Origin of the sequence: Streptomyces sp. RB17, from assembly GCF_009604455.1 — a bacterium.
Classification (GTDB): Bacteria; Actinomycetota; Actinomycetes; order Streptomycetales; family Streptomycetaceae; genus Streptomyces.
Map to the genome: position 1 here is coordinate 63607 of NZ_WEGL01000006.1, position 21372 is coordinate 84978.

Annotated in this window: 18 protein-coding genes and 4 pseudogenes; 11 read left to right on the forward strand and 11 right to left on the reverse strand. The window is 69.5% G+C overall.

Annotated features, from left to right (window positions below; genetic code table 11):
* Positions 1-18: 18 nt before the first annotated feature.
* Positions 19-1170, reverse strand: coding sequence for a glutathione-independent formaldehyde dehydrogenase (locus tag SRB17_RS25520; RefSeq protein WP_323376345.1), 1152 nt, complete (start codon positions 1168-1170; stop codon positions 19-21).
* A 140-nt stretch (positions 1171-1310) separates the two neighbouring features.
* On the opposite strand from SRB17_RS25520, the gene SRB17_RS25525 reads away from it, so the two are divergent.
* The 6 genes from SRB17_RS25525 to SRB17_RS25555 all read left to right on the forward strand — a co-directional run bounded on the left by SRB17_RS25525 (position 1311) and on the right by SRB17_RS25555 (position 7358).
* A complete protein-coding gene (locus SRB17_RS25525; RefSeq protein ID WP_153542510.1) occupies positions 1311-2033 on the forward strand; it encodes a DNA alkylation repair protein in 723 nt (240 codons plus the stop codon).
* A gap of 270 nt (positions 2034-2303) precedes the next feature.
* Entirely contained in the window at positions 2304-3476 is a 1173-nt protein-coding gene (gene tuf / locus SRB17_RS25530) for an elongation factor Tu (RefSeq protein WP_153542511.1), read from the forward strand.
* Between the two features lie 115 nt (positions 3477-3591).
* Positions 3592-4437 carry a fused MFS/spermidine synthase gene (locus tag SRB17_RS25535; RefSeq protein WP_323376228.1) on the forward strand — a complete coding sequence of 282 codons (846 nt, stop codon included), beginning with the start codon at positions 3592-3594 and terminating at the stop codon, positions 4435-4437.
* Between the two features lie 189 nt (positions 4438-4626).
* A complete protein-coding gene (locus SRB17_RS25545) occupies positions 4627-5064 on the forward strand; it encodes a MarR family winged helix-turn-helix transcriptional regulator (protein WP_153542513.1) in 438 nt (145 codons plus the stop codon).
* Between the two features lie 11 nt (positions 5065-5075).
* Positions 5076-6608, forward strand: a complete 1533-nt coding sequence (locus tag SRB17_RS25550; RefSeq protein WP_153542952.1) for an MDR family MFS transporter — start codon at positions 5076-5078, stop codon at positions 6606-6608.
* Positions 6609-6785: 177 nt separating this feature from the next.
* Positions 6786-7358 carry a YbhB/YbcL family Raf kinase inhibitor-like protein gene (locus SRB17_RS25555; RefSeq protein WP_153542514.1) on the forward strand — a complete coding sequence of 191 codons (573 nt, stop codon included), beginning with the start codon at positions 6786-6788 and terminating at the stop codon, positions 7356-7358.
* Between the two features lie 78 nt (positions 7359-7436).
* Here the strand turns inward: SRB17_RS25555 and SRB17_RS48565 are convergent.
* The 3 genes and pseudogenes from SRB17_RS48565 to SRB17_RS25570 form a co-directional block, all read right to left on the reverse strand.
* Positions 7437-8106: pseudogene (locus SRB17_RS48565) on the reverse strand (Tn3 family transposase); the annotation flags it as partial.
* 1001 nt (positions 8107-9107) lie between these two features.
* Positions 9108-10100 (reverse strand): cytochrome D1 domain-containing protein, encoded by a 993-nt coding sequence (locus SRB17_RS25565; RefSeq protein ID WP_194294139.1) that lies wholly within the window; start codon positions 10098-10100, stop codon positions 9108-9110.
* A gap of 99 nt (positions 10101-10199) precedes the next feature.
* On the reverse strand, positions 10200-11504 hold the full coding sequence (locus SRB17_RS25570) for a Dyp-type peroxidase (protein WP_228396298.1): 1305 nt from the start codon (positions 11502-11504) through the stop codon (positions 10200-10202).
* A 121-nt stretch (positions 11505-11625) separates the two neighbouring features.
* On the opposite strand from SRB17_RS25570, the pseudogene SRB17_RS25575 reads away from it, so the two are divergent.
* A pseudogene (locus SRB17_RS25575) lies at positions 11626-11984 on the forward strand (transposase family protein); the annotation flags it as partial.
* A 181-nt stretch (positions 11985-12165) separates the two neighbouring features.
* On the opposite strand, the pseudogene SRB17_RS25580 reads toward SRB17_RS25575, so the two are convergent.
* Positions 12166-12537, reverse strand: a pseudogene (locus SRB17_RS25580) (maleylpyruvate isomerase N-terminal domain-containing protein); the annotation flags it as partial.
* Between SRB17_RS25580 and SRB17_RS25585 the strand changes: the two are divergent.
* Entirely contained in the window at positions 12493-13779 is a 1287-nt protein-coding gene (locus SRB17_RS25585) for an MFS transporter (protein WP_323376231.1), read from the forward strand. The pseudogene SRB17_RS25580 and the gene SRB17_RS25585 sit on opposite strands and share 45 nt — an antisense overlap.
* 158 nt (positions 13780-13937) lie before the next feature.
* On the opposite strand, the gene SRB17_RS25590 is transcribed toward SRB17_RS25585, so the two are convergent.
* The 3 genes from SRB17_RS25590 to SRB17_RS25600 all read right to left on the reverse strand — a co-directional run bounded on the left by SRB17_RS25590 (position 13938) and on the right by SRB17_RS25600 (position 16230).
* On the reverse strand, positions 13938-14603 hold the full coding sequence (locus SRB17_RS25590; protein WP_153542955.1) for a nitroreductase: 666 nt from the start codon (positions 14601-14603) through the stop codon (positions 13938-13940).
* 132 nt (positions 14604-14735) lie between these two features.
* A complete protein-coding gene (locus SRB17_RS25595; RefSeq protein ID WP_153542516.1) occupies positions 14736-15464 on the reverse strand; it encodes an SDR family oxidoreductase in 729 nt (242 codons plus the stop codon).
* 97 nt (positions 15465-15561) lie between these two features.
* Complete coding sequence (locus SRB17_RS25600; RefSeq protein ID WP_153542517.1) at positions 15562-16230, reverse strand: nitroreductase; 669 nt, start codon at positions 16228-16230, stop codon at positions 15562-15564.
* 151 nt (positions 16231-16381) lie between these two features.
* On the opposite strand from SRB17_RS25600, the gene SRB17_RS25605 reads away from it, so the two are divergent.
* Positions 16382-17032, forward strand: a complete 651-nt coding sequence (locus tag SRB17_RS25605; RefSeq protein ID WP_153542518.1) for an FMN-dependent NADH-azoreductase — start codon at positions 16382-16384, stop codon at positions 17030-17032.
* Positions 17033-17407: 375 nt separating this feature from the next.
* Here the strand turns inward: SRB17_RS25605 and SRB17_RS25610 are convergent, their stop codons facing one another.
* Entirely contained in the window at positions 17408-17893 is a 486-nt protein-coding gene (locus tag SRB17_RS25610) for a MarR family winged helix-turn-helix transcriptional regulator (protein WP_153542519.1), read from the reverse strand.
* Positions 17894-18055: 162 nt separating this feature from the next.
* On the opposite strand from SRB17_RS25610, the gene SRB17_RS25615 reads away from it, so the two are divergent.
* The gene (locus tag SRB17_RS25615) at positions 18056-19165 is read left to right on the forward strand and encodes a PP2C family protein-serine/threonine phosphatase (protein ID WP_153542520.1); all 1110 of its coding nucleotides are present in this window, start codon (positions 18056-18058) and stop codon (positions 19163-19165) included.
* Positions 19166-19259: 94 nt separating this feature from the next.
* On the opposite strand, the pseudogene SRB17_RS25620 reads toward SRB17_RS25615, so the two are convergent.
* Both SRB17_RS25620 and SRB17_RS25625 read right to left on the reverse strand, forming a co-directional pair.
* Positions 19260-19533, reverse strand: a pseudogene (locus SRB17_RS25620) (MFS transporter); the annotation flags it as partial.
* 149 nt (positions 19534-19682) lie between these two features.
* Positions 19683-20705: a hypothetical protein gene (locus SRB17_RS25625; RefSeq protein WP_153542956.1), complete on the reverse strand. Its 1023-nt coding sequence runs from the start codon at positions 20703-20705 to the stop codon at positions 19683-19685.
* A 126-nt stretch (positions 20706-20831) separates the two neighbouring features.
* Here SRB17_RS25625 and SRB17_RS25630 point away from each other — a divergent pair, with 126 nt between their 5' ends.
* On the forward strand, positions 20832-21284 hold the full coding sequence (locus SRB17_RS25630) for a DUF4442 domain-containing protein (RefSeq protein ID WP_194294166.1): 453 nt from the start codon (positions 20832-20834) through the stop codon (positions 21282-21284).
* Positions 21285-21372 lie beyond the last annotated feature (88 nt).

Below are 21372 nucleotides of genomic sequence, written 5' to 3' on the forward strand. Positions count from 1 at the left end.
GACCCGTGGACCCGTGTCTCACGCGGCGAGCGCGTGACCGGGGTGCAGCACCACCTTGGTGTAGCCCTCGACCCGTTTGTCGAACTTCTCGTACGCCTGCGGCGCCTGGTCCAGCGGCAGCTCGTGGGAGACCACGAAACTGGGCTTGGCGCGCCCGGCGATGATCAGGTCGCGCAGCTGGCGGTTGTACCGCTTGACGTTGCACTGACCGGTGCCCATCTGCTGGCCCTTCTCGAACATCTTGCCGATGGACACCAGTAGCTGGCCGTGCCGGGCGTGGTCGTCGGGACCGCCCGGGTCCGAGGGCACGTACAGGCCCGGCACGCCGAGCATGCCCGTCGGCCGTACCGTCTGGACCAGCGCGTTGAGGACGATGGCGGGTTCCTCGTGGCTGGCGTCGTGCGCCTGGGCCTGGTAGCCGACCGCGTCGACACCCTTGTCGGTTCCCTCACCTCCGGTCTGTTCCTTGATCTGCTCCGCCGGGTCGTCCTTGGTGAAGTCGATGGGGATCGCCCCGATCTCCTCCGCCTTGGCGAGCCGCTCGGGCACCCGGTCGACGGAGAACACCTTCGACGCACCGCGCAGCAGTGCCGAGTAGGCGGCCATCAGCCCCACCGGACCGGCGCCGTAGACGGCCACGCTCTCACCGGGGGTCACCTGGGCGAGTTCACAACCGTGGTAGCCCGTCGGGAAGATGTCGGCGAGCAGCACGAAATCGGTCTCGAACTCGTCGCCCGGAGGCAGTTTCAAGCAGTTGAAGTCGGCGAACGGCACCCGCAGCAGCTCGGCCTGGCCGCCCTTGTACGGGCCCATCGCCACATAGCCGTAGGCCCCGCCCGCGAAACCGGGATTGACCGTCAGGCAGAAGCCGGTCTTCCCGGCGAGACAGTTCTTGCAGAATCCGCAGGCGACGTTGAACGGCATCACGACCCGGTCACCCTGGGACAGGGACGTGACGCCACTGCCGACCTCCTCGACGATGCCGAGGTTCTCGTGCCCGAAGACGATGCCCGCCTCGGCCGCCGTGCGGCCCTCGTACATGTGCAGGTCTGAGCCGCATATGGCGCTCGACGTGACGCGTACGAGCACATCGTTGGGATGCTGGATCCGGGGATCCTGGACGTCCTTCACCACCACGCTGAAGGGCTCTTCGTAGACGACGGCCTTCACCTCTGTCACCTCCGCCGCTTCACCGCCAGTACTTCCAGGTAACGCCGGTGCGGAAGGGGGTGCAACCGCGTCGGGAGGGGCCGCCTCGCTGGGCCTTCAGGCCGGTCGGATGAACATGCATTCGATAGTATGGTTCCTCCATGACCGTCACCGGCGCGGCCCCGCCGCACGTGCCGCGCAGCGCCCTCGCCGACACCGTGCTGGACCGTACGACGGCCGTGTTCGCGGCCGCAGCCGACCCCGGGCGGGCCGCCCCGATGCGGGCGTACATGAAGGACGTGGCCCCCTTCCTCGGCATCCCCACCCCGGACCGCCGCGCCCTGTCCCGCACCGTCCTCGCGGGCACCCCGCGCCCCGACGAGGCCGACTGCACCGCGGTCGCGCTGCGCTGCTGGGCGCTGCCCGAGCGCGAGTACCACTACTTCGCGGTGGACTATCTGCGCCGGCACGCCGGACGGTGCTCCTCCGGCTTCCTGCCGGTGACCCGGCACCTCGTCACGACCGTCCCCTGGTGGGACACCGTCGATCCACTCGCCGCGCACGTGGTCGGACGCCTGGTCGCCGCCGACCCCGCACTCACCGCCGACATGGACGCCTGGATCACCGACGCCGACCTGTGGCCGGTGCGCACGGCCCTGCTCCACCAGCTGGCCCGCAAGGAAAGCACCGACACCGACCGGCTGTTCGGCTACTGCCTGCTCCAGTCCGGGCATCCCGACTTCTTCGTCCGCAAGGCGATCGGCTGGGCCCTGCGCGAGTACGCCAAGACCGACCCCGAGGCCGTACGCGCCTTCCTGGCGCGGGAGCGGGGCCGGTTCGCGCCGCTGACCGTCCGGGAGGCGCTGAAGAACATCGGCGCCTGAGCGGGCTTCAGCTCGCCGACCGCCGAAAATCGTTCGACGCCGGACCTCCGCTCGGCGATGATCGACCACATGTTCCGGCACGCCTTCCTCCTCGCAGCATCCGCCGTCGCGGATGCGCCGAAGGCTGCCGTCCTGCTCCTCGTAGCCGCTGTCGACGGCGCCCGAAGCTGACCCTCTCCGGAACGTCCGGCGGACCCCGCAGGGGGAGGGTCGGCCAGTCCTCGGGGTCCCGCACTTCTTCCTGCAGCTGAGAGGCTTCGAGGTACAACCATGTCCAAAACGGCCTACGTGCGCACCAAGCCGCACCTGAACATCGGCACCATGGGTCATGTCGACCACGGCAAGACCACCCTGACCGCCGCCATCACCAAGGTCCTCGCCGAGCGCGGCACCGGCACCTTCGTGCCGTTCGACCGCATCGACCGCGCCCCGGAGGAGGCCGCGCGCGGCATCACCATCAACATCGCGCACGTCGAGTACGAGACCGACACCCGGCACTACGCCCACGTGGACATGCCGGGGCACGCCGACTACGTCAAGAACATGGTCACCGGCGCAGCGCAGCTCGACGGGGCGATCCTCGTCGTTTCCGCGCTCGACGGGATCATGCCGCAGACCGCCGAACACGTGCTGCTCGCCCGGCAGGTGGGCGTCGACCACATCGTCGTCGCCCTCAACAAGGCCGACGGCACGGACGACGAGGAGCTGATCGACCTCGTCGAGCTGGAGGTCCGCGACCTGCTCACGGCGCAGGGTTACCCGGGCGACGCCGTACCGGTCGTACGGGTCTCGGGGCTGCGGGCGCTGGCGGGCGACCCGCGCTGGACGGCGTCCGTCGAGGCGCTGCTCGACGCGGTGGACACGTACGTGCCGATGCCGGAGCGGTACCTGGACGCGCCGTTCCTGCTGCCCGTGGAGAACGTGCTCACCATCACGGGGCGGGGCACGGTCGTCACCGGTGCCGTGGAGCGGGGGACGCTCCGCCTGGGGGACCGGGTGTCGGTGCTCGGCGCCGATGTGGAGACCGTCGTCACCGGGCTGGAGACCTTCGGCAAGCCGATGGACGAGGCGCAGGCCGGGGACAACGTCGCGGTGCTGCTGAGGGGCGTGCCCCGGGACGCGGTCCGGCGCGGGCATGTCGTGGCGGCGCCGGGGAGTGTCGTGCCCGCACGGAGGTTCTCGGCGCGGGTGTATCTGCTGTCGGGGCGCGAGGGGGGTCGTACGACGCCGGTCGCCACCGGGTATCGGCCGCAGTTCTACGTCCGGACCGCGGATGTGGTGGGGGACGTGGACCTCGGGCCGGTGGGCGTCGCCCGGCCCGGGGAGACGGTGGAGATGAGCGTCGAGCTGGGGCGGGAGGTGCCGTTGGAGCCGGGCCTCGGGTTCGCCATCCGTGAGGGCGGACGGACCGTCGGTGCCGGCACCGTGTCCACTGTGGAGTGAGACCGGGGGCGTGGGGGAGTGCGGGCTCCGTTGTCGCTGGTCGCGACCACGCGGCGGAGCCGCACACCGATACCGCCCCGCGCTCCCAGGCGATGCAGCCACCCACAATGGATGAGTGAACGAATCGATACCCGTCACCCGCACCACCGACCACGGCACCGCCAAACTCATGCCCGACGTCGATCGCGACCGGGCCTGGCTGCTCACCGTCGACGGGGCGCCGCAGTCGTACGTCGATCTCGACGATCCGGCGTATCTGGAGTTCGAGTACGCGCGGCGGCTCGGGTATGTGCTGGATGTCGTGGCCGAGGCCGGGCGGCCGCTGGATGTGCTGCACCTCGGGGGAGGGGCGCTGACGCTGCCGCGCTATGTGGCGGCCACCCGGCCCGGCTCGCGGCAGGACGTCGTGGAGGCGGACCGGGGGCTGCTGGACCTGGTCGCCGAGTACCTGCCGCTGCCGGAGGGCTCGGGCGTCGCGGTGCACGCAGCCGACGCCCGGGCCTGGCTGGAGGCGGCCCCGGACGATCACGCCGATGTGCTGATCGCCGACGTCTTCGGCGGGTCCCGGGTGCCGGCGCATCTGACCACGCTCGCCTACGCGCGGGAGGCCGAGCGGGTGCTGCGGCCGGGCGGCGTCTATCTGGCCAACCTCGCGGACGCCGCGCCGTTCGGGTTCCTGCGGTCCCAACTGGCGACGCTCGCCGCCGTTTTCGAGCAGCTGGTGCTGATCGCCGAGCCGGCGGTGCTGCGTGGCCGGCGGTTCGGGAACGCGGTGCTCGCCGCCGCGCACCGTCCCCTCGACACCGCCGCGCTGGCCCGGCGTACCGCGGCGGACGCCTTCCCGGCGCGGGTCGAACACGGGGCGGCGGTACGGGAGTTCACCGGTTCCGCGCGGCCGGTCGAGGACGCCGACGCCGTGCCGTCACCCGAGCCCCCCGGCGGGGCGTTCGGCATCGGCTGACGCGGCCGGCGAGCCGGTGACCGGCCGGCTGCGGCGGGGCAGCGTGCGGACGTCCGGGCGCCCGAGACCCGTATCCCGGACGTCGCTGAAGGCTGCCCCTTGACAGATCGGCCCCACATATCAGTGCCAGGCGCAGGGGCAGTGGCGCGCTGATTTTTATAAGGCAGGTTGATAAGGTAGGTTGATTACATGAGTGAGGAGCTGGATGTCGGTGAAATCGCCACCGCCCTGCTGGCCAGTGTCGGTGCGCTGCTGAGGCGTGTGCGTCAGGTGCGGGTCGAGGGCGAGCTCGCAATGCCCGAGCGTGTCGCCTTGTCCCACTTGGACCGTATCGGCCCGACAACGTCCGCGGAGCTGGCCCGGCAGGAGCAGATCACCGCGCAGGCGATGGGGGCCACACTCGGCGGTCTCCAAGCGCGCGGACTGGTCGAGCGCGGCGCCGATCCGCGGGACGGCAGGCGCGTGCTGCTGGCGCTGACCGACGCAGGTAGACAGGCGCTGGCGGACAAGCGCAGTGCCCGCACCGAGCAGGTCGCGCAGGCCCTTGCGGACGGCTTCACGCCGTGGGAGCTGGAACAGCTCGCGGTGGCCGCGCCGTTGCTCGATCGGCTGGCACAAAGGATCTGATCCCTGACCGAATGGGAAGCGGGGCGGTCGTCGCGCTCCTCCAGGACTGGCATCCAGTCCCAGTACGAGAAGGAGAGGCAGGGGCCGCCGTGGCCAAGGCAACCGCAGGGGATCGCATCGATCCGAAAGTGATGAAAGTTGCCGTCGCGCTCATTGTGGGCTCGTTGGCCGTGGTTTTCGACACCACGATCGTCAGCGTCGCGCTGCAGACCCTCTCGCAGGAGCTGCACGTGCCGATCTCCACGATCCAGTGGGTGAGCACCGGCTACCTGCTGGCGCTCGGCGTGTCCATCCCGCTGGCGGGCTGGGCACAGTCCCGATTCGGCGGCAGGCGGGTGTGGATGTTCGCGCTGGCGGTGTTCCTCGTCGGCTCGGTCCTGTGCAGTGTGGCCTGGAACGCCGGGAGCCTCATCGTTTTCCGGGTCATCGAGGGGCTCGGCGGGGGACTCATGCTCCCTCTGTTCTCAACGCTGATCATGCAGGCGGCAGCGGGCAAGGCTCTGGGGCGCACGATGTCGATCGTGACCCTGCCGTTCGTGATAGGGCCGATCGCGGGCCCGGTGATCGGCGGCGTCCTGTTGGACTGGCTCGATTGGCGGTGGTTGTTCTGGGTGAACGTCCCCTTCTGCGCAGTCGGATTCGTCCTCGCCTGGCGGATGCTGGACCCGGACGCCACCGACGCGCGGCCGCGCTTTGACACCCTCGGCTGGCTGCTGCTCTCACCCAGCCTGGTCGCGTTCCTGTTCGGACTGGCCAACTCCTCGAAGGGCGGCGGCTTCGGTCGAACGGACTCGTTCGCCCCGCTGTTGGCCGGCGCCCTTCTGCTGCTGGTCTTCGCCCTGTATTCGGTCCGTCGTTCCGGCGACGCCCTGGTCGATGTCCGGCTGCTTGCGCACCGCCCGCTCGCCTCGGCGTCCGCGTCGATGTTCCTGTCAGGGGCCGCGCTCTACGGCAGCATGGCGCTGCTGCCGCTGTACTGGCAGCAGGTGCGCGGTGCCGACGCGCTCCACGCCGGCCTGCTGGTCGCACCACTGGGCCTCGGCGCGCTCCTGAGCCGCCCGCTGGCCGGCGGACTCAGCGACAAGTTCGGGGCCAGATGGGTCGCCTTCACCGGATTCGCCGTCGTGGGACTGTCCACCGTGCCCTTTGCCCTGGCCACGACCACGACGAACAAGTGGCTCCTGATGGCGGTGCTGGTGGTCCGCGGCTTCGGCCTCGCCGCCGTATCCATCCCCCTGCAAGCCGCCGCGTTCGTCGGCCTTCGGCGCGACCAGATACCGCACGCCGGCATCATCACCCGCATCACCCAACAGATCGGCGGGTCCTTCGGCGTCGCCGTGCTCGCCGTCATCCTGGACATCGCCCTGCGCCACCACACGGGGTCGGCGGCCCAGGCAGCCCACGCCTTCGACCAGGCGTTCTGGTGGGCAGCCGGCTTCACCGCTCTCTCACTCGTCCTGAGCCTGCTGCTGCCAGGCCGCACCCCGACGGAAACGCCCAAGAAGCCAGAGCCAGCAACCACCAAACCACCTCAGACCGTCTGACGTGCCAGTGAGGGACAGTCGACGTGCGTGGCGTCCGCACCCCGCCACACACGTCGACCCCACCAGCACCGGCACCGGCCCGGACACCGAGACACGCCGCCGCACCGAACCGCGTCTTCCTCAACGCGGCGAAACCGCAACCCACGATAAGACCCTCGACATGCTGGGAGCACAACCATGCCCATCCTCGGCCGACTTCTGAAGAACCGCAGGTCAGGCGATGCCCACGCCGCGTGGAATCGCCCGAACCTCCACGGGCCCGAACTCCTGGACCTCAGCAGCCGCAGCTTCGACCACCTCGGCACGATGCCGCCGGAGCACCACGCCAAGAACGCAGGCGGCCAGAACATTTCCCCCCACCTGGCCTGGAACCCACCGCCGACCGGCACCGCCCAGCTCCTGCTGGTCGTAGAGGACACCGACGTCCCCACCCCCAAACCCGCGGTCCACTGCGTCGTCCTGATCGACCCCGACGTACGCTCCCTCGCCCCCGGCGCCCTCGCCGCGAAAGAGCCAGCCCCCGGCGTCACGATACTGCGCTCCGTCATCGGACGCGGATACCAAGGACCCGCACCCATCAAGGGCCACGGCCCCCACCACTACACCTTCCAACTCTTCGCCCTTGCCACCCCACTGGGCGCGACCGCGGGCAAGACCGCACTGGACAGCGCAAGGCCCAGCGTCCTTCTGCCCTCCATCACTGCGCCTGTTCTCGCCCGCGGCCGACTCATCGGCACCGTCGAACGCTGACCCCTCCTTCACGACGGCCTGCGACACGGCTCCCCGCAGTCACTCTGAGTTCTGGGGCCGCACGCCGTCCGCCGCCCGTCAGACACTGCCCGTCACTTCCTGACCGCTCCCGTCGTCGTCCTCGTCCACCTCCGTCGCGTCTGGGTCGCGCAGCGGGCGCAGGGCGCCGGCGGCCGGTGTCGAGGCGGTGAAGCTGTAGCGGCCCAGCAGGTTCAGGTTGCGGTGCTTGAGCGGGGACAGGCGGGCGATGTTCTTGTTTCGGATCTCGTGGCCCTCGGGCGCGGAGCTTTTCCACGGCGGCGTCGATGTACTTCGTGGTCCACAGCACGATGGCGTTGAGGACCAGGCCGAGCGCGCCGAGCTGGTCCTCCATCCCGTCGCGGTACGCCTGGTGGATGGTGCCGCGTTTGCCGTGGCACACGTCCCTCGCCAGCTTGTGCCTCGATTCCTGCACGGTGAGCCGGCGGTTCATCTGCCTGCGGTAGGTGTCGTCCACCGGGTCGACCACGCGCAACAGGTGCTCGGTCTTGGCGATCCGCCCGTACTCCGCGAACGCGGCGCCCAGCGGGGCCGGGCGGCCGTCGCGGCCGAACATGCGCAGCAGGTCGTAGGCGCGGACCTGGTTGGTGACCAGGGAACCGGCGACTTTCAGCATGTCCGGCCAGTGCGTGATCACCTTGTTCAGGTTCACCCGGTTGCGGGCCAGGCCCTCCACCACGCCGTAGCTGCCGGTGGCGACACCGCGCCGCCCATCGTCCTGCACCTCGATGGAGACCTTCGCCGCCGGCCCTGCCTCCTGAAGGCGCATCGCGAGCTGCTTCCATCCCGCGTCCAGGCCGCGCACCAGCTCCGCCAGATGCTGCTCAACGGGCATGTCCAGGCTCAGGGCCGCCAGGACGTCCTCCTCGACCGCATCCCGGTCGGGCCCGTCCAGCAGGCGGGCGCACGGGTTGGACCAGCGGTGCGACGGGGCGGCGAAGATGTCGCGGTTGTTCAGGGCCCGGTGTAGCTGCTCCAGCACGCACACCACGTACGCGTCCCGGTCCACCGCGCCCTGCGGCAGGCCGGGGTTGGCGTACACCGCCTTGCGCCACGCCGGCGGCATGAGCTTGTCGTCCACCTCGCGCGGCAGCAGCGGCTTGACGCCCACCTTCCGCCGCGCCAGGGCCGGGAGACCACGCACCCCGGCCAGGACCCGTTTGCCGGCGCTCACCGCGTCCAGCGCCTTCGACTCGCCCAGCAACGCGAGGAACGGGCGCACCGTGGCGTACCGGTTCGCGAGCACGGCCCGCATGGCGACCTCGGCCGGACCTCGGCCGAGTTCTCGTTCTCGGGCACCAGCGAGACCACCGTGGCCGCCGCGGTCATCACGGCGGCGCGCGGGGGCGACCTCCTCCACCGCCGCCCACAGCGCGGCCACGTCCAGGTCCGCCTTCAGCTCCTCGAACAGCACCTTCGCCGCCCGCGCGAGCACCCGAGACGCCTTCTCCAGCTGCGGCAGCGTCGACAGCCGCTCCTTCTCCGTCTTCCGCTTCGCCGTGTTCAGCAGCCGGGGCCCGCCGCAACCGAAGTCACGAACTCCCGACCTGACGGCCCATCAACCCAGTACACTCACGAACACGCCCCTGACCAGCAGGAATCGCGAACTCAACTGGAGTACCAGCCAGCGGGTACGACTGCCCCCGTCAGCCACCCTCGCTGAACGAGGCTGAGCCCTGAATCCAAACCCGCTCGACGTGATCGACTGTCTCACCTCACCGCCACCCCGTACGGCTGGGCGCCCACGGTGACCGTCGCGACGACCTTGCGGGATGCAGAATCGACGACGGCCAGAGTGCCCGCCCCCTGGTTGGTGACGTAGATCGCGTCGTGGGTCACCTCCAGGTTGAACGGGTCGGTGCCCGGCGGGCCGAGGGCGATGGTCGCCGAGACGTGCTTGCTGCCGGTGTCGATCATGGAGATGTTGCCGGGGCCGAGGTTCGCGGAGTAGGCGTAGCGGCCGTCCGGGCCGATGGCCACGTCGAAGGGGCCCGTGCCGACGTTCACGGCGGTCGCCTTGCCGCTGTCGGTGGCGATGACGAGGACGCGCGTCCCGACCTCGTCGGCGACGTAGGCCGTCTTGCCGTCCTTGGCGACGGCGACGGCTACCGGGGACTGCCCCGCGGGGAGCTGCCGGGTGACCTGGTGGGTGCGGGTGTCGATGACCGACAGGGTGCCCGATCCGGCGTTCGCGACGTACGCCCGGGCGCCGTCGCGGCTGAGGGCCACGTTCACCGGGGACCTGCCAACGGGGATGGTGGCTGAGGCCCGCTGGGTACGGGTGTCGATCACGGAGACGGTGTTCGAGGTGCCGTTGGTGACGTACAGTGACCCGCCGTCCGGGCTCAGGGCGACTCCGGTGGGGCTCTTGCCGACGGGCACCGCGGCGACGGTCTTGTAGGTGTGGGTGTCGAGGACCGAGACGCGGGCCGAGCCGCTGTCGGCGACGTACAGGCGTCTGCCGTCCTTGGCGACCGCCACGCCCTCGGGCGCCGTGCCGGCCGGTACGGTCGCGACCACCTTGTGGGTGTGGGCGTCGATCACCGAGACGGTGTCGTCCTGCTGGTTGGTGACGTAGACGCGGCTGTCCGCGCGGGCAGCCACGGACGGCAGGCCCGCGGCCACCGAGTGCACGGAGACGGTGAGGGAACAGGACACCAGCAGCGCGGCAACGCCCACCGCGAGGGCCCGCCGTGGTGCCATGCCGCGGCTTCGGCGGCTCGCTGCTGGGGTCCGCGCGGCAGACAACATCTCGCCTCCTGTGCACAGTGCCGTGGTCCGGTCCGGTGGTTCGGCCAGGTATCAGGTCAGCAGCCCGCGGGCGTAGTAGTCCTTGTTGTCCCGAACGCCCGGGAGCGCGAAGAAGTAGCCTCCGCCCCGAGGGCTGATGAAGGGCACGAGTGCTTCGCTCTGCAGCCGGGTCTGCATGGCGATGTAGGTGTGGAGTTCCTGCTGGAAGCAGTTGAACGCGTGTCCCATGTCGAGTTCGGGGAGGTTGGGACTGCGGTCGTAGTCGAAGCTCCGGCGCAGGATGGTGCTGGTCGCCGCGGTCTCCGGGGTCTGGGGATTGGCAAGCCGGATATGGCAGTTGAGCGGGGTGATGACTCCCTGGGGGTCGTTCGTGTAGATGGGGTCGAACTTGTCGTTGTCGTTCTCGCCCAGCGCGTACAAGGGGGCGCCGCTCGCCTTGCGACGGCCGAAGATGCGCTCCTGCTGGGCGACGGGCACCTTCTGCCACGCCTCGATGAAGAAGTGCACGATACGCACCACGTGATAAGTGCCACCCGCGGTCCAGGCCGGTTCAGCGCTCTTCGGCTGGACCCAGACCGCCTGGTCCATCTGGGAGGCGCTGGTGGTGTCAGGGTTGGAGATGCCGTCCTTGAAACCGAACCAGTCGCGCCGGACACCGACAGGGCGGTGCGGATTGCGTTGGCCGTCGATGCGCCAGCGCAGCTTCGCCACCGATTTCGTGTGCATCAGGATGTCGAGCAGGGCGTTCACCGTCGTGTCCCGGTTATCGGCGCAGATCTGGAGCAGCAGGTCCCCCTGACTCAGCGCCGGATCCAGATCGTCATGCTCGAATGCCTTCATCGTGACGAGCTGGACCGGCTTCCGGGCGCGCAGACCGTATCGGTCGTCGAAGAGAGAGGCGCCGACGCCCACGGTCACCGTGAGGCCGTCTGCCACGACCGTGGGTCCCAGGATGCCCGAGCTCGACGGTGCCGCGGTCGAAGACGTTTCGGGCGGTCTTCCGCCCGCCGTGAGGAAGCGGGCGCGCGCAGTCAACGTGCGGAAAAGCTCGGTGAGTTCCTTGCGGCCGGACGCGGTGACGTCGAGCGCGACAAAAATGGCGACCCGTTGTGGGTGAGGAGGAAGGCTAATGCCCGCCTGGTGGTAGCCGTGGAATGGAATCGTCCGGGACGTGGGTTCTGCGTCGGCCTCGGGCGCCGTTGTTGCGGCCGCTGTACCGTTCCCGAGGACGCTCTCGCCCGCCGTTCCGACCACGAGTCCGGCAGCGGTGCCCTGCAGAAACGTCCGCCGGGCGAACGCCCCCATCGGGCAACCCGCCGCGCTCCATTCTCCGTCCGGAGACGTCTTGTCGGCCATGACATCCTCCATTGACCGAACATTCGCCAAACACCCCTTCATACGCTATTTCGGACGCGTTGGTCCCACCACTCGGAGTACGACGGCAAGGCGAGGTTGCGCCGCGGAGATTCGGGTGAGCCGGCGCGACCTCACCATGCGGCAGCTCGCCCCGCTCTTCGGCTGCTCACCTGCCACCGTCTGCCGGGTCATCCAGCGTCTTCGGCCGCTGCTTGCACTGGAGCCGGCGCCCGGGCCGGTGCCGGGCGTCGAGCGGTTATGGATCGCGGACGGCACCCTGATCCCGGTCCGGGACCGTAAGGCCGCAGCCTCCTCACGCAACTGCCGGTTCTCGGCGAATGTGCAGGTCATCATCGATGCCGACACCCGCCTGGTGGTGGCCTCGGCTCGGCACCCGGCAACAAGGCAGACGCACACGTCTGGCGCGAGTCGGACCTGCCGGCCGTGGCGGCGGGCACGACGGTGATCGCGGACGGTTCCCGTTCGATCTGAGGCCGCAATGTCGTTCGCCTGGTGCGAGGCCTTCCGGGCGCCGAGTGCGGCGAGTCCCCTGAAAGCGGCTACAGCGGCCACGATGGGTGTGTCTGTGATGCCCGTACGTAACTATTGCCGACCGAGGCACCAAGATCTGGGGAGTTCCGGTGGCCAGCTGGGCGTCGAAGGCGTGGACTGCGGCCTCCTGGACCTGATGACGCGCCACGGCACCGCTCGTCGTCGGGACGTCGGAGTCTCCCCACCATGTCCAGCGGTCCATCGCAGGACCTGCGGCTCGCAGGGCGGCGATCAGTTCCTGGGTGGCTGCGGCCGAACGGGCGAGTAGGTCGGCTGAGAGCGTGTCTTCGGCCGGTGCCACGGTCGGGGGCTTCTCGCTGGGGTCGGCCACGACCGCTGCCGCCCAGAACCGGTGTACCTCGGCAAGGCGCTCAACGAGGTCGGGCCTGGCTGGTTCTGAGCACGCGTCGCCCCGGCTCTCATAGGGTCCCTGGCCGTGACAGTGTCTTCGGTTGGGGCACGACTGTGGCGCGACCGGCAGTTCGTCCTGCTCGTCTGCGCACGGGTCATTTCCGTGCTGGGCAACGGCTTTGCTCGGGTGGCACTGGCATTCGCGGTGCTCGCTCTACCAGGGGGCACTGCCGGGCGGTTGTCGCTGGTGCTGGCCTGCCAGGCCGTGCCGCAGTCGGTGTTCATCCTGGCGGGTGGTGTGATCGCGGACCGTATGTCGCGGTCGCGACTGATGGTCCTGGCCGATGTACTGGGGGCTGGGGCATATGCGGCTCTGGCCTCCATGGTGCTGTCCCGTCATGCGCCTGTGGCGGCTATGTGCCTGCTGGCGGTGGTGGCCGGAACGGCGACATCCCTGTTTGCTCCGGCGATGGACGGCCTCGTGCCACTGGTCGTGGCTGCAAACCGTTTGCAACAGGCCAACGGGCTGCTGCGGGTGGGCACCAATGCGGCCCTGCTGTTGGGCCTGGCGCTGTCCGGGATGACCGTGGCGCTGGTGGGCGCCGGCTGGGCGCTGGCGCTCGACGCGGCGTCCTTCATCGTCAGCGCGGCGCTGACGAGTCGCCTGGGGGTGGACGCGCGGCCTCGCAGGAGAGCGTCTGGCTGGGCCGACCTGCGCGAGGGCTGGCACGAGTTCGCTTCCCGGCAGTGGCTGTGGGTAGTGGTCGCTCAATACGCGGTGGTCGTTGCCGCGCTGAATGCCAACGTCGGAGTCTTGGGCCCGCTGACAGCCGAGCAGCACCTTGGCGGGGCGCGGGCATGGTCGGTCATCGTGGCGGCACAGGCCTTGGGCACCGTCGTTGGCGCGGGACTCGCTGCCCGTGTGCGGGTGAACCGTCCCCTTCTGGCGGCCGTGGTGTGCACCTTTCCTGCCGCTGTACCGATTGCTCTGCTCAGCGCCGAAGCTCCTGTATGGCTGATCGCCACAGCCATGTTCGGCGCTGGTATCGCGAGTGATGTCTTCGGTGTTCTGTGGGCGACCACGGTCCAGCGGGAGGTCCCGGAGCAGGTCTTGTCCCGCGTCAGTTCCTACGACTGGTTCGGCTCGCTGGCCTTCGCCCCGCTCGGACTGCTGATGGCCGGGCCCGTCGCCGCTGCCGTGGGCACCAGCCGAGCCTTGGCCGGCTGTGCAGCTTTGGTTGTCCTGGCGACCGTAGCCGCCCTTCTGGCGCCGCAGGTGCGCAGCCTGCATACAGAGGCCGATGCACCTTCCGGCGCGGCATCTTCGTCAGAGGTGGCGGAGCATCGGGCTGGGGAGGAACCGGCAGGCTGAGTTGCTGTCACAGACTACTCAGTCCTCATCGCTTCTGCGGGGAACCGTTCAGTTCACTCAGCAACTCCCCGGGACTGCTCGCCCTTCTGTCACGAGACGAGTGCTCCAACTGGGCAAGGACCGAGAATGCCGCGGACATTGGCCGGAGCGCGCCGAACCTAACCCTCGACGAACGTGACAGTCTCGTCGAGCGGCGCCCGGCCCGTACGGCTGTAGCCCACCGTGACGTCCTCGAACCCGATCGACATGCCACAGAAGAGGATGAGCTCGTCCGGGGGTGACAGGATCTGCGCGACGGTCTTGCGGTACACCGACCACGCCATCTGCGGGCAACTGTGCAGTCCTTCTGCGCGGAGCAGCAGCATGACGGTCTGCAGATACATGCCGACGTCGGACCATTGCGGCCGTCCCAGGTCGCGGTCGATGTAGCAGAACAGGGCAGCGGGCGCGCCGAAACAGTCCCAGTTCGCCGAAGCGGCCCGCTGGCGCGCCTCCCAGTCCTCATGCGAGATGCCGAGTGCGCTGTAGCGCTCATGGCCGAAGGCGGATCGGCGCTCCTGGTACGGGGACTTCAGTGCGGCCGGGTACATCTCGTACTCCCGCTCGTCCCAGGGGTCGCCCGTGGCCACGCGCTCGCCGGCGTGCCTCTTGAGCTCGGCCAGAGGCCGGCCGGTCACCACGTAGGCGTGCCACGGCTGGAGGTTCGATCCGGACGGCGCCCAGGCCGCGGCGGAGAGAACACGCTCCAGCACCTCCCGCGGGACTTGTTGGTCGGTGAACCCGCGAACCGCCCGTCGGCTCCTGACCGCCTCATAGACGTCCAAGATCATCTACCTCCCTCATCTGCTCCGAGTGACCGGTCGTGGACAGTCCTGGGCACAAATTCATCGAGGTGCCCAAAACTCATGAGCAACAATCGCACCGGGACGCTGTGCACCTCGGAGAATGCGAGCGGGTCAGGAGAGCCAGTCGGCGTAGCGGGTGGGCGCGAGGTGGGCGTTCTTGTCGGTGAGGACGTCACCCTTGACGACGGCGAACATGCCGGCAGCGGGGTCGGTGACGACGGTACGGTTGTCGCCCTTGTGGGACAGGGTGATGCGGCCCAGCTCGTCCAAGCTGAAGATCTCGGGGCCGGCGATGTTGTGAATGCCGTTCAGCGGAGCGCCCGCCGCGACCTGCGCCACCGCGTTGGCCACGTCCTCGGCGGCGATCGGCTGGATCGGCGTGGCGGGCAACCGGACGGTGTCGCCGTCGGCGGTCCAGGACAGGACGGCCTCCATGAACTCCATGAACTGCGTCGCCCGGACGATCGAGTAGGGGACGGGCCCGGCCGCGAGGATCTTCTCCTGGAGCACCTTGGCCTGGTAGTAGTCCAGCTCCGGCACCTGGTCCGCGCCGACGATCGAGAGGATGACGAAGTGCCCGACGCCGCCCTTGTGGGCCGCGGCCAGGAGGTTGTCCATCGACGTCTGGAAGAAGGCCGGGGAGGCTTCGTCGAAGGTCGGGGAGTTCGTCAGGTTGACGACGACGTCGGCCCCCGCCAGAGCCTGGTCGAGTCCCTGGCCGCTGATGACGTCGACACCGGTGGACTTCGAGTGGGGTACTGCCTCGTGCCCGGCGGCGGTCAGGTCGTTGACCACCTGTGATCCGATCAGCCCGGTACCGCCGATGACTGCGATCTTCATGGGGAGCCTTTCATCGGGATTATTTGCGTAAATGTGGCATATTGCCCCCTCGGTGAGCGCGGCGACAGGCGCCTCAAGGGGCTGAGGAGGGGGTGTGTCAGAGACCGTCGACGAAGGTGACCGTCTCGTCGAGTGGGGCCCGGCCCGTACGGGCGTCACGTACCGTGGCGTCTTCGAACCCGATCGACATGCCGCAGAAGAGGACGAGGTCGTCCGGGGGTGACAGGACCTCCGCGACGGTCTTGTGAAACTTCGCCCAGGCCATCTGCGGACAGCTGTGCAGTCCTTCTGCGCGGAGCAGCAGCATGACGGTCTGCAGATACATGCCGACGTCGGACCATTGCGGCCGTCCCAGGTCGCGGTCGATGTAGCAGAACAGGGCGGCGGGCGCGCCGAAACAGTCCCAGTTCGCCGAAGCGGCCCGCTGGCGCCCTTCCATGTCCTCGCGAGCGATACCGAGTGCGCCGTAGCGCTGCTCACCGAAGGCGGACCGGCGCTCACGGTACGGGGACTTCAGTGCGGGCGGGTACTGCTCGTACTCCGGCTCGTCCCAGGGGTCGCCTGCGGCGAGGCGCTCACCGGCGCGCTTCTTGATCTCGGCCAGTGGCGCGCCGGTCACCGCGTAGGCGTGCCACGGCTGGAGGTTCGACCCGGAGGGCGCCCAGGCCGCGGCGGAGAGCACGCGCTCCAGCGCCTCCCTCGGAACATCCCGGTCGGTGAATCCGCGCACCGCTCGTCGGCTCCTGACCGCCTCATAGACGTCCATGACCGTCCGGCTCCTCGTCTGCTCAGCACTCTTCTTCCCGTTACATGCGAGATAGTATCACTCGATACCATCTCGTGTTTAACTATCGTCGAGCATGAATCCCCAGCCCTGGGTCTCCCCCGCCTCGGGCACTGCACTTTGGAGAAGGTCAATGGCCACGCTGCTGCACATCGACTCGTCCGTGTTTCCCGGCGAGAGGTCCTCGTCCCGCTCGGTCACGGCCGCCTTCCGCAGGACCTGGGAGGAACAGCATCCGGAGGGCACGGTGATCTACCGCGACCTCGCCGCCGACCCTGTCCCGCACATGACTGCCGACGCCTGGTCCGCCGGATACGCCGCCCCCGCCGAGCGCACCGCGGAGCAGTCCGCCGCGTTCGCCGCGCGCGTGAAGCTCATCGAGGAGCTGGAGCAGGCGGACGTCGTCCTGCTCGGCGCCCCCATGTACAACTTCTCGATCCCCTCGACCCTCAAGACGTGGCTGGACAGCGTGCTTTTGCTCGGCCGCACCGCCGGCGAAGCCCCCTCCGCCCAGGGCACCCCGGTCATCGTCGTCGCCAGCCGCGGCGGCTCCTACGCGCCGGGGACCCCGCGTGAGGGCTACGAGTTCGTACAGAACTACCTGGAGGCCGTCCTCAAGGACACTCTCGGCCTGGACCTCGACTTCATCGTCCCGGAACTCACCATGGCTCCCCGCAACCCGGCCATGTCCGAACTCGTCCCCCTCTACGAGGCCTCCCGCGAGCGCGCCTTCGCGCAGGCGATCACCAGGGCCAAGGAGCTCGCACAGCGCCTCACCGTGTGACCCGCTGGCCACGGACGCCGTGTGACGCCCTGGGGCGAGGCGTCACACGGCATCCTGGACGGTGAGTGGGGCTCTGTCCCTGGAAGCCGGTGACCCGGCTCTGGGGTAGCCGGGGTCCCGGTGCACGCCGGTGGGGGGCGCACCGGGACGACGGCTATGCGTGCGGGGGTGAACAGCAGACCGTCAGCCAGGTGTGCCGGGCGACAGCGGTGCGAACGGCGAACAGCCTTGTCCCTGTCGGCGACGCCTGACCGCCGCCCGCGGCCAGGGCCTGCGCATGGCGACGATGCCTGCGGCCCTCAAAGCCGGGTTCGTCGCGAAAGCCGCATGGGGCGAAGTGTGCCCACGTGGCAGGCAACCAGTGCCCAGGCGCGCCTACGCCTCACCGTCTGCGGGATGGGCGATCCGGGTCAGCAGATCCGTCAGCTTCTCGGGCTCGCCGGGACTCAGCTCGGAAACCAGACGCTCAGCCAGCGGCTCCGCCGCCACATGGGCTGCATCGAAAAGTTCCATGCCCTGAGGCGTGATCTCCACCGCCCGCACCCGCCGGTCCCCTGGAACGTTCTTGCGTACGGCCAGCCCCCTACGCTCCAGATCGTCCACAATCCTCATGATGCCCGCCTTGTCGGACCCTGTCGCTGCCGCCAAGTCCCGCTGCACGGTGGGCCCACGGTCGACGAGCACGATCAGCACGGCAAAGTGCCGCAACTCGATGCCGAGCGGACGAAGCGCCTCCTCCATCACGGCGGCCGCGCGCCAGTGCGCCCGGCGCAGCAGCAAGCCGAGAGCGAAAGGTGAGGTATCCCCGGGGCGGTCGGTCACACGCGAGGGCGTGGTCCTGGGAGGAACGTCGGCGGTCATGAGGCCAACTTTACGCTACCCGCTCATTCGATACGGTATCGCCTGAAACCAAATGCAGAGTTGCGTCAGCTTGGAGTGCCAGGCCTGCAACGCCATGGAGCGAGTTGTGGCTCCCTGCTCGTATCGTGAAAAGACAGACAATGGCGGCAAGGCAGGCACGTCATGACGGAACCGGAAGTCGACTATACGGCGGTGTTCCGGGCCCTCCCCGGGGCGGTGGCCTTGGTGACCCCGCAGCTGATCTACGCGGACGTCAACGCGGAGTTTTCGCGCATCCGGGGCGAAACCCGCGAGCGATTGGTAGGTCGCTTCCTGCCCGAAGACCGCCACGAGAACGACCCCGCCGGTCCCCTCCTGCCCAAAATTCTGACGTCACTACGCAGGGTGGTGGACACCGGCGAGCGCGAGACCGTAGCGCTGCAGCGCTACGACGTGGAGGACCCCGAGCAGCCTGGGGTGCGGCAGGAACGGTATTTGGACCTGACCAACGTTCCCGTCTTCGGCCCGGACGGGCGAGTGGCGCTGCTGCTGCAACGGGTGGAGGACGTCACCGAACTCATCTGCGCCCGTGAGGTCGCGCTGACCTTTCAAGAAGCCATGCTGCCCGCCCCCCGCCCGGTCGGCCGGCACCCGGCGGCCGTACGCTACCGGCCCGCCGCCGAAGCGCTGAATGTGGCCGGGGACTGGTACGACCTCGTCGACCTGCCAGGCGACCGTATCGCCGTCACCGTCGGCGACGTTGTCGGCCATGGCCTGCCCGCGGCCTGCGTCATGGGACAACTGCGCAGTGCCCTCACCGCCGCCTCTCTCGTCGCCGACGGCCCCGGCCGCGCCCTGGAAGTCCTCGGGATGTACGCCCGCACCATCGACGGCGCAGAGAACACCACCGTGGCCACGGCATTCATCGACTGGGAGACCGGCACCATCACCTACAGCAGCGCCGGCCACCCCCCACCTGCGCTCCTGCACAGGGACAGGACCGTCGAGTTCCTGGACCAGGCCACCGACCCACCACTGGCCGCCCGCCCTCAACACGCCCCCCGGATCCAGGCTGCCGCGGCCTTCCGCGAGGGCGCCGTGCTGGCGCTCTACACCGACGGCCTCATCGAACGCCGCCGCGAAGACATCGACACCGGCCTCGCCCGGCTTGCCGACTCCCTGGCCCGCCACCAGGCAGACGCTCCCGAAGCCCTCGCCGACGCCGTGCTCACCGATCTGCTCCCAGCCGGTACCGCCACCGACGACACCGCCCTGGTCATCGTGCGCCTATGAACCCAGCCCGCCGCTTGCGTTCCCTCGGTCCGGCCTCGCCGACGACAGGCGGCGCGCCACCGCGCCCGGTCCAGACATGGGGCAGTTTTGTTCTGAGCAGCATCATCTGCCACAGCCGGGGCTCGCCGGCCAGGACGAGAGAGGCGAAGGCGCGTCCTGGGAGAGGCAGTTGAGGGCGTTGGCGGCGACCATCACCGGTGCCGGGGCAGCCGGTCCGCGAACGCACCGCCGATGAGGAGGAACACCACCAGCGGCACGGCGCGGGAGGCGGCGACCGGTCCCACGTCTGCGTCGTCGCCGCCCGCGTCCAGCACGGCGAACGCGGCGGCGACGAGCGAGCCGTTGGCGCCGAGGCGCCGCAACACCACGTCGTCCCGGCCCTCGGAAGGGGGCCGTCACCGACGTCGAAGAAGCGCGCGGCGCGGCGAGTTGGACGGGCCGGCCGCAACTACGCTCTGCTGACCGTGGCTGCCGTCGTGACCGCCAGTCCGCCGGCGGGCCGGAACACCCGGCGGGTTCAGTCGTTGGTCGGGGTTCCGTGCAGCCGGACGGTGTGCAGGATCTTCAGGATGGTCGCCTTGGGCACCTCGCCCTTGACGCCCGCGGCCCCGTAGAAGTCGAACGACACGAAGTCGTTCTCCGAGTTCTTGAAGCCGAAGGCGAAGCCCTTGCCCTCGGTCACGCACTTGCCCTTCTTCGGCGTGTTGACCGACCAGGCCCAGGCGTAGCTGCCCTTGACGCCCGAGTCGGTGGTGAAGGGGGTCGGCTTCTTGTCCCAGGAGACGTGCTTCTTGTCCGGCTGGGTGTAGCCACCGTAGACCCATGTGGCCGCCGACCCGGTCGCGATCTCGTCCGTGTCCTTGGCGCCGCTCTCGCCCTTGGAGCCCACGACACCCAGCGCGGTCTCCTCGGTGTAGCCGTCCTTGTCGTCGTCCGAGGTGCACCACGAGGGCTTGTACTCGGCGGTGCCCGACATGCTGTAGCCCGTGGTCTTCTCGGTCTTCGGGAACTCGAAGCCGATGCTGAGGCCCGGCTTCTGGACCTCGAAGTCCGGGGGCACGTCGAAGGCGACGCCGTATCTGGGGTTCACCACGACCTTCCAGCCGGGGACGGTCGGCTTCTCCGACGTGACGCCGCGCGGGTCGTCGGTCGCCGACGGGCCGGCGGAGGGCTGGGACGTGGGCGAGTGGCTCGCGTGCTGCCCGCCCTTGCCGTCGGCCTGGTCGTTCTTGTCGTCCTTGCCGCCGAGGACGAGATAGCCGGTCACGCCGGCGGCCACCACGACCGCCGTGGCCGCGACGATCGCGATCAGCTTGGTGCGGCCGCCGCCTGGCTGCGGCGGCTGCGGGGCGGGCCCGGTGGGCGGCTGAGGCTGCCCCCACTGCGGCGGCTGACCGTACGGCCCGGCCTGCGGATACTGCTGGTATCCGGGCTGCTGGTACGGGTTCGGCTGCTGGTAACCCGGCTGCTGGTACGGATTGTGCTGCGGGTTGTTCTGCGGGTTCGGCGCGCCCCCTGGCGGCTGCTGATCTGGCCACATGGCCAGTAACCCTAGTGCCGCCAGGGACACGGTTCGGTCACCGGCCCTCGTCAGGCTCGTAGCGAAGCGGCGCGGACGACGGTCCGGTGCTGGCCAGTTTCGGCTACTCGTGAGTAACATGACGCCATGAGCGCAGACCAGATGTCGATCGGCGAGATGCTCGCCGCCACCGTGCCCATGGCCCGGACGCTGAACCTGGAGTTCCTGGAGACCTCTCCGGACAAGGCCGTGGTGTCCCTGCCGGACCAGGGCGCGTACCACAACCATGTGGGCGGGCCGCACGCCGGCGCGATGTTCACCCTCGGAGAGTCGGCCAGCGGGGCCATCGTGCTGGCCGCCTTCGGGGACCAGCTCTCCCGCGCGGTGCCGCTCGCCGTCCGTGCCGACATCGCCTACAAGAAGCTCGCGATGGGCGCCGTCACCGCGACGGCCACGCTGGGCCGTCCGGCCGCCGAGGTTGTCGCCGAACTGGACGCCGGGCAGCGGCCCGAGTTCCCCGTGGCGATCGAGATCCGCCGCGCCGACGGCCCCGTCACGGGAGAGATGACCGTCGTCTGGACGCTGCGTCCCAACGGCTAGGAAATGCCAGGCATTTGGGGGAGGGGCCCGCAGAAGGCCCCTCTTCTTGCGTGTGCGTTGACCTACGCGGCCCGTCGCTCTACGCGGC

What these genes read in the sequence shown, in the direction of transcription:
- SRB17_RS25545 (WP_153542513.1), top strand. Translation starts at nt 4,627, where the DNA reads ATGAGTGAGGAGCTGGATGTCGGTGAAATCGCCACCGCCCTGCTGGCC.
- SRB17_RS25595 (WP_153542516.1), bottom strand. Translation starts at nt 15,464, where the DNA reads ATGAAGATCGCAGTCATCGGCGGTACCGGGCTGATCGGATCACAGGTG.
- tuf (WP_153542511.1), top strand. Translation starts at nt 2,304, where the DNA reads ATGTCCAAAACGGCCTACGTGCGCACCAAGCCGCACCTGAACATCGGC.
- SRB17_RS25570 (WP_228396298.1), bottom strand. Translation starts at nt 11,504, where the DNA reads ATGGCCGACAAGACGTCTCCGGACGGAGAATGGAGCGCGGCGGGTTGC.
- SRB17_RS25615 (WP_153542520.1), top strand. Translation starts at nt 18,056, where the DNA reads ATGACGGAACCGGAAGTCGACTATACGGCGGTGTTCCGGGCCCTCCCC.
- SRB17_RS25625 (WP_153542956.1), bottom strand. Translation starts at nt 20,705, where the DNA reads ATGTGGCCAGATCAGCAGCCGCCAGGGGGCGCGCCGAACCCGCAGAAC.
- SRB17_RS25610 (WP_153542519.1), bottom strand. Translation starts at nt 17,893, where the DNA reads ATGACCGCCGACGTTCCTCCCAGGACCACGCCCTCGCGTGTGACCGAC.
- SRB17_RS25630 (WP_194294166.1), top strand. Translation starts at nt 20,832, where the DNA reads ATGAGCGCAGACCAGATGTCGATCGGCGAGATGCTCGCCGCCACCGTG.
- SRB17_RS25555 (WP_153542514.1), top strand. Translation starts at nt 6,786, where the DNA reads ATGCCCATCCTCGGCCGACTTCTGAAGAACCGCAGGTCAGGCGATGCC.
- SRB17_RS25550 (WP_153542952.1), top strand. Translation starts at nt 5,076, where the DNA reads ATGGGAAGCGGGGCGGTCGTCGCGCTCCTCCAGGACTGGCATCCAGTC.
- SRB17_RS25525 (WP_153542510.1), top strand. Translation starts at nt 1,311, where the DNA reads ATGACCGTCACCGGCGCGGCCCCGCCGCACGTGCCGCGCAGCGCCCTC.
- SRB17_RS25600 (WP_153542517.1), bottom strand. Translation starts at nt 16,230, where the DNA reads ATGGACGTCTATGAGGCGGTCAGGAGCCGACGAGCGGTGCGCGGATTC.
- SRB17_RS25605 (WP_153542518.1), top strand. Translation starts at nt 16,382, where the DNA reads ATGGCCACGCTGCTGCACATCGACTCGTCCGTGTTTCCCGGCGAGAGG.
- SRB17_RS25565 (WP_194294139.1), bottom strand. Translation starts at nt 10,100, where the DNA reads ATGGCACCACGGCGGGCCCTCGCGGTGGGCGTTGCCGCGCTGCTGGTG.